The sequence below is a fragment of the Xanthomonas dyei genome, from assembly GCF_002939865.1.
GTDB classification, from domain to species: Bacteria; Pseudomonadota; Gammaproteobacteria; order Xanthomonadales; family Xanthomonadaceae; genus Xanthomonas; species Xanthomonas dyei.
The window spans coordinates 1-8,588 of sequence record NZ_MDEE01000075.1; the positions used below are offsets into that span (position 1 = coordinate 1).

An 8,588-nucleotide genomic window follows, 5' to 3' on the forward strand; every position below is an offset into this window, starting at 1 on the left:
TGTCTCACGCTGGCTAGAACGCTTGCGCACCCTGCCCGACGCAGTGCGCGAGCAGATGAGCCTGGTACCTTAAAAACGTGGGGATACCTAAGCACCCGACACCTCACCCTCATCCGCCCTTCGGGCACCTTCTCCCGACGGGAGAAGGGAACGTGCAGCAACACTCATCCGACCCCATCACACATTCAACAACAAAAACTCCCGCTCCCACGAACTGATCACCCGAAAGAACGTCTCATACTCTTTGCGCTTCACCGAGATATAGGCTCGCACAAACCGCCGCCCCAACATCTCCTGCAGCGCCTCGCACTTCTCCAACCCATCCAGCGCCTCACCCAACGAGCGCGGCAAATCGTAGCCCTGCTCCTTGCCATTGCTGCTGATCGGCGCGGTTGGTTCCAGCTTTTCGCGGATGCCCAACAGCCCGCACGCCAATGTCGCCGCCATCGCCAGATATGGATTGGCATCGGAGCCGGCAAACCGACTTTCCACCCGCATGTTCTGCGGCGCATCGATCGGCACCCGTAACCCGCAGGTGCGGTTGTCGAAGCCCCACAGCACATTGCTTGGCGACACCTCACCGAACATCAGCCGCCGGTACGAATTGACGTTAGGCGCCAGCAGCCCCATCGCCATCGGAATGTATTTTTGCAGCCCGCCCAGATAATGCGCAAAGGTGTCGCTGAACCCACCCTCGCGTTTGCCACTGAATACATTCTTGCCGGTGCCGGCATGCAAAAGGCTTTGGTGGATATGCATCGCACTGCCGGGCTCGGTTTCCATCGGCTTGGCCAGAAACGTGGCATACACCCCGTGCCGTAGCGCCGCTTCGCGCATGGTGCGCTTGAACAGAAACACCTGGTCGGCGCGCGACAAGGCATCGGCGTGGGTGAAGTTGACTTCCAGCTGCGCGGCGCCGGATTCGTGGATCAAGGTATCCACGTCCAGCTCCATCGCATCGCAATAGTCGTACATCAGATCCAGGATCGGGTCGAACTCGTTCACCGCATCGATCGAATACGACTGCCGCGCGGTTTCCGGGCGACCGGAGCGCCCGGCCGGCGGCAGCAACGGGAAGTCGGGATCGGTGTTCTTCTGCACCAGAAAGAACTCCAGCTCCGGCGCCACCACCGGCTGCAATTTGACCTCGGCGTAGGCCTCCAGCACGCGACGCAGCACGTTGCGCGGCGCCAGTTCGTGCGGCTGGCCGTCCTTGGTGTAGCAATCGTGGATGACCTGCGCGGTGGGGTCGGCGGCCCACGGCACCATGCGCACGGTGGACGCATCCGGGCGCAGATGCATGTCCGAGTCAGACGGCGAGGTCAGCGCGTAATAGTCGTCCGGAAAGTCGCCGGTGACCGTGGTGGCGAAGATGCCTTCGGGCAACCGCGTGCCGTAATCGTGCGAAAACTTGTCGGCCGGAATGATCTTGCCGCGCGCATTGCCGGTGATGTCCGGCACCAGGCATTCGACCTCGGTGATGCGGCGGTCCTTGAGCCAGCGGCGCAATGCGCTCTCCGGCTGCTTGGGCGTGGATTTGCGCGAACGTGTGCGGATCGACATACAACCTCACTGACCGCGCTGAGCGGCGTAACGGCGACAGGCCTCGCCGAAGGACTCAAAGATGGCACGGTAGAACGGATGCTGTGTGACACGCCATTCCGGATGCCATTGCACCGCAAGCAAAAAGCCAGGTCCCGGGCCGCGAAAGGCTTCGATCAGGCCATCTGGCGCAGTCGCTTCGACCAGCAGGCCGTCGGCCAGCGTGGCGATGCCCTGCCCATGCAGGGAATTGACCAACACCTCGGCCGAGTCGCTCATGCCAGCCAGCCAGCCGCCGGGCTGCAACCGCAGCGGATGCGCCGGGCCGTACTGCACGTCCAGCGGCGCGTTGCGGTCTTCGCGATGATCGGCCAGGCCGGGCACCGCATGCACGCGTTGATGCAGGCGTCCACCGAGCGCGACATTGACCTCCTGCAGGCCACGACAGATCGCCAGCACCGGCAGGCCGCGCGCAAGCGCCTGTGGGATCAATCCCAGGCTGGTGGCATCGCGCGCGGCATCGTGCGGGTTGCCCTCCCAGCTGGAGTCGTCGCTGTAATGATGCGGCTCGATATTGCTGACCGCCCCGGTAAGCAACACGCCGTCCAGCCGATCCAGCCACGCGCCGGCCTCCAGGCTTGGCTGCAGACTCGGCAGCAGCACCGGCATGGCACCGGCCGCGTCCACGACCGCACGGATGTATTTTTCGCCGGCCGCCAGAAACGGATGCGGCCCTTGCGCGATGCGATCGGTCGGCAATCCGACCAACGGTACAACAGCCATGCAGACATCCCGATGCGGTGCGTTGAACGGCAGATGCGCTCGAACTTACCGCGCCACCGCCGCCATTGCCACCGCCGCACCGTTGCCTGGTCGCAAACGATCACGCGTGCTTTGCTAGGCTGGGCGGCGACTTCGCAGGTGGTGCCCATGGCTTTCGAGAACTCCGTCGCATCGCTGCCCGCTGCCGATGCCGCCACCTTGGCGCGCATCGCCGGCTGCCACCCCGTCGACCTGTTGTTGCCCGACACCAACGGCGTGTTGCGCGGCAAGCGCGTCACTGCCGATACGTTGCACAAGGTCTACCGCGATGGCGTATGCCTGCCGATGTCGCTGATCGCCACCGACATCACCGGCAACACCGTGGAAGAAACCGGGCTTGGCTATGCCATCGGCGATGCCGACCGCATCTGCCGGCCGATCGAAGGCTCGCTGCGCCCGGTACCGTGGGCGCCGCAACCGATGGCGCAGCTACTGCTGGCGATGCACACCCCGGACGGCAGTCTGTTCGAGGTCGCGCCACGCGCGGTGCTGCAGCGGGTGGTGCACGGCTTTGCCGCACTCGGGCTGACCCCGGTGGTGGCGGTGGAGCTGGAGTTCTACCTGTTCGATGCGGTGCCCGATGCGCAGGGACGCCCGCAGACCCCGCGCGACCCGGTCACCGGCATCCGCAGCGACAGCACCCAGGTGTACGCGTTGCAGGACCTGGACGATCACCGTGGTTTTACCGATGCGGTCACCGCCGCATGCCGCCAGCAAGGCATCCCGGCCGACACCGCCGTGGCCGAGTACGCACCGGGCCAGTTCGAAATCAACCTGCAACATCGCGCCGATGCGCTGGCCGCCTGCGACGAGGCGATCCTGCTCAAACGCACCATCAAGGCCATCGCGCAGCAGCAGCGCATGCTGGCGAGCTTCATGGCCAAGCCCTTCCCCGGCCAGGCCGGCAGTGGCTTGCATCTGCATGTGAGCCTGCTCGATGCCGACGGGCACAACGTGCTGGCCGGCGAGGCCGAGATGCCCACCGACCGCCTGCGCCACGCCATCGCCGGGCTGCAGCGGCATGCGGACGCGTCGCTGCTGTTGTTCGCGCCGCACGCCAACAGTTACCGACGCTTCGTCAGCAATGCCTTCGTGCCGTTGGATGCCAGCTGGGGCTTCAACAACCGCACCGTGGCGCTGCGCATCCCGCATAGCGATGCCCGCAACACGCGCATTGAACATCGCATTGCCGGCGCCGATGCCAACCCGTATCTGGCCGCGGCCGCGGTGCTGGCGGCTATTCTCGACGGCCTGCAGCAGCCTGCCGAACCCACGCCGCCGATCACCGGCAACGCCTATGCGCAAGGAATCTTTCAACCACGCACCTGGCAGGGCGCGATCGATGCGTTTGTGTCCAGCGAATTTATCGGCGTCCAGCTAGGCACGCAGTTTCAGCATGTATTCGGGCAACAGAAACAACGCGAGCTGCTCGATTACCAGGCGCTGGTGCCGGACATCGATTACGCCCGGTACCTGCGGACCGTGTGATGGGCAGCCCGGCCACCGCGCTGCCGCACGCCGACACCGCGGAGGGCGGCTATCCGGACAGCTGGTACGCGCGCAGCGCGCCTGCCCTGCCCGCGCAACCGCGCCTGCGCGGCGCAGAACGCGCCGATGTCTGCATTCTCGGCGCCGGCTATACCGGCCTGACCGCGGCGCTGGCGCTGGCCGAGGCGGGCTACCGGGTCGTCGTGCTGGAGGCCCGGCGCATCGGCTGGGGCGCCTCCGGCCGCAACGGCGGCCAGGCCATCGTGGGCTACGGCTGCGAACAGGAAACGCTGGAAGCGCTGGTCGGCGATGCAGATGCGCGGCTGTTGTTCGACTTCTCGCGCGACGGCATGCGCCTGCTGCGCCAGCGGATCGAACGTCATGCCATCGCCTGCGATTGGCGCGATGGTCACGCCCACGTGCCGCTCAAGCCGCGCCAGGTGCGGGCGCTGCAGCATGGCATCGTGCGCATGGCGCAGCGCTACGACTACCCGCTGGAGTGGTGGAATCGCGCCCGCACCCGCCAGGTGCTGGACAGCCCGCTGTATCTGGGGGCGATGTTCGACCCCGCCAGCGGCCATCTGCATCCGCTGGCCTATGCGTTCGGCCTGGCGCGGGCGGCGCTCGCGGCAGGCGTGCGCATCTTCGAGGACTCGGCGGTGACCCGCCTGGACCCTGGCGCGCAGGTGACGATGCACACGGCCGATGGCAGCGTCACCGCGGACTTCGGCGTGATTGCCGGCAACGCCTTGCTGCACGGCATCGCCGCGCCGCTGGAGCAACGCATCATGCCGGTCGGCACCTATGTCGGTGCCACCCCGCCGCTGGGCCAGGCGCGCGCGCGCGCGCTGATCGCCAACGACATGGCGGTGGCCGACACCAACTGGGCGCTGGATTACTACCGGCTCAGCGCCGATCACCGGCTGCTGTTCGGCGGGCGCGCCAGTTATTCCTCGCGCCCGCCGCCGGGTTTGAAGCGCCTGATGACCCAGCGCATGCACACGGTGTTTCCGCAGTTGCGCCAGGTGCCGCTGGAGACCGTCTGGGGCGGCTACGTGGACATCTCGCGCAACCGCGCGCCGCACTGGGGCCGGCTCGCGCCGACTGTGTATTTCGCGCAGGGCTTCTCCGGCCACGGTGTGGCAGCCACCGGTCTGGCCGGCCAGGTGATCGCCGAGGCCATCGCGGGCCAGAGCCAGCGGTTGGACGTGTTTGCGCGTATCCCGCACCGCCCGTTTCCCGGCGGGCAGCGGCTGCGCACCCCATTGCTGGTGGCGGCCATGAGCTGGTACCGGCTGCGCGACGCGCTGTGGTGACCGCGCCCCCAGGTCCATCGCGCAAGCTACAACGCAGCGCTCAAGTTTTGGCGAGCAGAGCCGTTAGCTGATCTGACGGTTCGATCCACACGGCCAACCGATGTCCCCAGGTACCCTACATCGCAATAGTGAAAGCGCAGTTCTGCCGCAACGCGTGTTGCTGGTGGAGAACTCGCGCACGTTCACCAGCATGCTGCGCGCAGCCATCGAACAACGCGTGGAACTGCCGGTCACGGTCGTTTCGACCCTGGCCGAAGCGGCGCGCGTGCTCGACGAAGAAGATGGCTGGTTCCTGGTCCTGACCGGCCTGGTGCTGGTCGACGGCGACCGCGACAAGGTCGTGGAGTTCTTCCTCTCGCGCAACCTGCCGACCGTGGTGGTCAGCGGCGTGTACGACGAGGATCTGCGCCAGCGCGTGCTGCAGCAGCAGATCATCGATTATGTACTCAAGAACGCACCGGGCAGCATCGAATATCTGGCCTGGTTGGTGCAGCGCCTGGAGCGCAATCGTCGCATCGGCGCGTTGGTGGTGGACGATTCGTTGTCTGCTCGTACCTACGCCGCCGCACTGCTGTCGATGTACGGCTACCGCGTGGTGCTGGCCGCTGACGGCGCCGCCGGACTGGACGCAATCGAACGCGACCCCGACATCCGTCTAACCATCGTCGATCAGGAAATGCCCGGCATGGAAGGCGTGGAATTCACCCGCCGGCTGCGTGCGTTGCGCTCGCGCGACAAGGTCGCGGTGATCGGCATCTCCGGCAACAGCGACTCGTCGCTGATCCCGCGCTTCTTGAAGAACGGCGCCAACGATTTCCTGCGCAAGCCCTTCTCGCGCGAAGAATTCTTCTGCCGCGTCTCGCAGAACGTGGACCAGCTGGAATTGATCGGCACGCTGCAGGATCTGGCCACACGCGATTTCCTCACCGGCCTGCCCAATCGGCGTTACTTCCTGGAACAAAGCCAGCGCGTGATCCCGCAGTTGCTGTCGCAGGACCAGACGGTAACCGCGGCCATGCTGGATATCGATCACTTCAAACACATCAACGACACCTGGGGCCACGAAGCCGGCGACCAGGCGTTGCGCGCGGTAGCCGCATCGGTCTCCGGGCATGCACGTCCGCAGGACCTGGTGGCGCGTTTCGGTGGCGAAGAATTCTGCCTGCTGGTGCCGGGGCTGGATGCAGCCAACGCCACCAGCTACTTCGAAACCCTGCGCGAACGCATCAGTGCACTACGCGTCCGTGTCGGCGACGACACGCTGAGCATGACGGTAAGCATCGGCGTGTGCATTGCGACCGAAAGCGATCAATCGCTGCATCACCTGTTGAACGAAGCCGACAAATATCTCTACCTGGCCAAGGCCGGCGGCCGCAACCAGGTACGCTTGGCGGTCTGAGCGCAGCACACTTGCACCAACACGGCAGCCGGCCAGGACGCACCTCAAAGCGCGTCTTTCTCTAGCCACCGTAGGAGCGCACCCGGGCGCGAAGGCGCCTTACCGATAGCACCTGTGCGCGCACCAGCCCGCGCCTACGGCAGTTGCCTACGCAAGCGCATCTATCGACGCGATCGACGCGCCACCGTCAGCGCGAGCAGGCTCAACACAGCGGCTGCGCCGAGGTAGTAACCCACGGCTTGTACTCCGTAGCGTTGCGCCAGTTGCGTGGCCACATACGGCGCCGGTGCCGCGCCCAGGATGCTGGCCAGATTGAACGACAGCGACGCGCCGGTATAGCGCACCTCGGTGGGATACAACTCCGCCAGCAAGGTGCCGCAAGGGCCATAGGTCAGCCCCATAAAGAAGAAGCCCAGCCCAAGAAAGGCCAACACCTGCAACGGGTGATGGGCCTGGAACAACGGCGCAAACGCCAGCCCGAACGCAACGATGGCGACGCTGGCCAGCATCATCGCCAACGGTGCGCCATGCCGATCGCCGAACTTGGCCGAGAATGGAATGCCCAGCGCAAAGAACACGATACCGGCCATCTGCAGCAGCAGGAATTGCTCCTTGTCGTAGCCCAGCGTCTTGGTGCCATAGCCCAATGCGAACACGGTCATCAGATAGAACAACACGAAGGTGGCAAACGCACCCAGCGTGCCGATGATCAACGCCGGCCAATGCTGCGATATCACGGTGCCCAGCGGCAGCCGCACGCGCGTCTGACGATCCAGGGTCTTTTGAAAATCCGGCGTTTCGGTGATGCTCAGGCGTACCCACAGGCCAGTGATCACCAACAAGGCGCTGGCCAGAAACGGCACCCGCCAGCCCCACTGCATGAAGGCCGCATCGTCCAGCAATGCGCCCATGCCAAGGAAGGTGCCGGTGGACAGCAAGAAGCCCAGCGGCGCACCCAGCTGCGGAAACATGCCGTACCACACGCGCTTGCCAGGCGGTGCGTTCTCGGTGGCGAGCAACACGGCGCCGCCCCACTCCCCGCCCAGGCCCAGCCCCTGACCGAACCGGCACAGCGCCAGCAGCAGGGGAGCCCACACCCCGATCTGCGCATAGCCGGGCAGCAGACCAATGGCAACCGTGGACAGACCCATCGTCAGCAATGCCGCCACCAGCGTGGCCTTGCGGCCGACCCGATCGCCGAAGTGGCCGAAGACCGCCGAGCCCACCGGCCGCGCGATGAAGGCCACCGCAAAGGTCGCCAACGACTGCAACATCGCCGCACTGCCATCGCCGGCCGGAAAGAACAAGGTCGGGAACACCAGCACCGCAGCGGTGGCATAGATGTAGAAATCGAAGAATTCGATGGTGGTGCCGATCAGGCTGGCAAACAGCACGCGCGCAGGCGAATTGACGGGCGTGGCGAGCGGCGCGGCAGCAATCATCGTGGGTCGGCATCCATCAGACAAGACGGCCGATTCTGGCAGATCGCGGCAGTGGTTTGCGCAGCCAAACCGGCCTGCAAAAAGTTACAGGCGTGACCGCCTGGCGCGTAGGCCATGCCATCCTCATCCATAAAGGGTGGCCGACAAAACGTAGTGAGCAGTCGTCAGATGAGGAAGGATGGCGTGCTAAGAATGCGTTGATTGAAAGGCGGATGATCTGCGACTTGGCTGCCGGGCCCTCACTCGTCAACGATCGCGGGAAACGCCGCAAGTACGGACTGGTCGAACAATGAAGATAGATCACCTGTAGAGCTGATGATCTTCAGCTTGGCTGCAGGGTCCTTGCCCGCCCACCATCACGGGACACGCCGCAAGTACGTCCCTGTAGGCTCTTACGCGGCATCCATGCCGCGTAAGGTCCCGCGACGGTGAGCGGGCAAGGACCAGTCGAGAACGCCGGTGTGCGGATATTTCAACAGAGCAACCGTTAGGGAACCTCTGAACAAAGCACGGCAGATGCGCGACACTACTCGCCTCGTGTTGAGGAATCATCCATGCAACTGACGTTCGGCGACGCTG

The 8,588-nt window shown here is 65.1% G+C and carries 6 protein-coding genes; 3 read left to right on the plus strand and 3 right to left on the minus strand.

Annotation, left to right across the window (positions count from 1 at the left end; all coding sequences use genetic code 11):
- Positions 1-177: 177 nt before the first annotated feature.
- The gene (locus XdyCFBP7245_RS22715; protein WP_104617624.1) at positions 178-1,563 is read right to left on the minus strand and encodes a glutamine synthetase family protein; all 1,386 of its coding nucleotides are present in this window, start codon (positions 1,561-1,563) and stop codon (positions 178-180) included.
- Positions 1,564-1,569: 6 nt separating this feature from the next.
- Positions 1,570-2,325 carry a gamma-glutamyl-gamma-aminobutyrate hydrolase family protein gene (locus XdyCFBP7245_RS22720; protein ID WP_104617625.1) on the minus strand — a complete coding sequence of 252 codons (756 nt, stop codon included), beginning with the start codon at positions 2,323-2,325 and terminating at the stop codon, positions 1,570-1,572.
- A 147-nt stretch (positions 2,326-2,472) separates the two neighbouring features.
- On the opposite strand from XdyCFBP7245_RS22720, the gene XdyCFBP7245_RS22725 reads away from it, so the two are divergent.
- The 3 genes from XdyCFBP7245_RS22725 (at position 2,473) to XdyCFBP7245_RS22735 (ending at position 6,567) form a co-directional block, all read left to right on the plus strand.
- Positions 2,473-3,852, plus strand: a complete 1,380-nt coding sequence (locus XdyCFBP7245_RS22725) for a glutamine synthetase family protein (protein ID WP_104617629.1) — start codon at positions 2,473-2,475, stop codon at positions 3,850-3,852.
- On the plus strand, positions 3,852-5,168 hold the full coding sequence (locus XdyCFBP7245_RS22730) for an NAD(P)/FAD-dependent oxidoreductase (RefSeq protein ID WP_104617626.1): 1,317 nt from the start codon (positions 3,852-3,854) through the stop codon (positions 5,166-5,168). Before XdyCFBP7245_RS22725 ends, XdyCFBP7245_RS22730 begins: the two co-directional genes overlap by 1 nt.
- Before the next feature lie 100 nt (positions 5,169-5,268).
- On the plus strand, positions 5,269-6,567 hold the full coding sequence (locus XdyCFBP7245_RS22735) for a diguanylate cyclase (RefSeq protein ID WP_170068760.1): 1,299 nt from the start codon (positions 5,269-5,271) through the stop codon (positions 6,565-6,567).
- Between the two features lie 161 nt (positions 6,568-6,728).
- On the opposite strand, the gene XdyCFBP7245_RS22740 is transcribed toward XdyCFBP7245_RS22735, so the two are convergent.
- Entirely contained in the window at positions 6,729-8,009 is a 1,281-nt protein-coding gene (locus XdyCFBP7245_RS22740; protein WP_104617628.1) for an MFS transporter, read from the minus strand.
- Positions 8,010-8,588: the final 579 nt, after the last annotated feature.

Bases quoted from the DNA above. Each gene is read 5' to 3' on its own strand.
- XdyCFBP7245_RS22715 (WP_104617624.1), bottom strand. From the start codon at position 1,563: ATGTCGATCCGCACACGTTCGCGCAAATCCACGCCCAAGCAGCCGGAG.
- XdyCFBP7245_RS22720 (WP_104617625.1), bottom strand. From the start codon at position 2,325: ATGGCTGTTGTACCGTTGGTCGGATTGCCGACCGATCGCATCGCGCAA.
- XdyCFBP7245_RS22725 (WP_104617629.1), top strand. From the start codon at position 2,473: ATGGCTTTCGAGAACTCCGTCGCATCGCTGCCCGCTGCCGATGCCGCC.
- XdyCFBP7245_RS22730 (WP_104617626.1), top strand. From the start codon at position 3,852: ATGGGCAGCCCGGCCACCGCGCTGCCGCACGCCGACACCGCGGAGGGC.
- XdyCFBP7245_RS22735 (WP_170068760.1), top strand. From the start codon at position 5,269: ATGTCCCCAGGTACCCTACATCGCAATAGTGAAAGCGCAGTTCTGCCG.
- XdyCFBP7245_RS22740 (WP_104617628.1), bottom strand. From the start codon at position 8,009: ATGATTGCTGCCGCGCCGCTCGCCACGCCCGTCAATTCGCCTGCGCGC.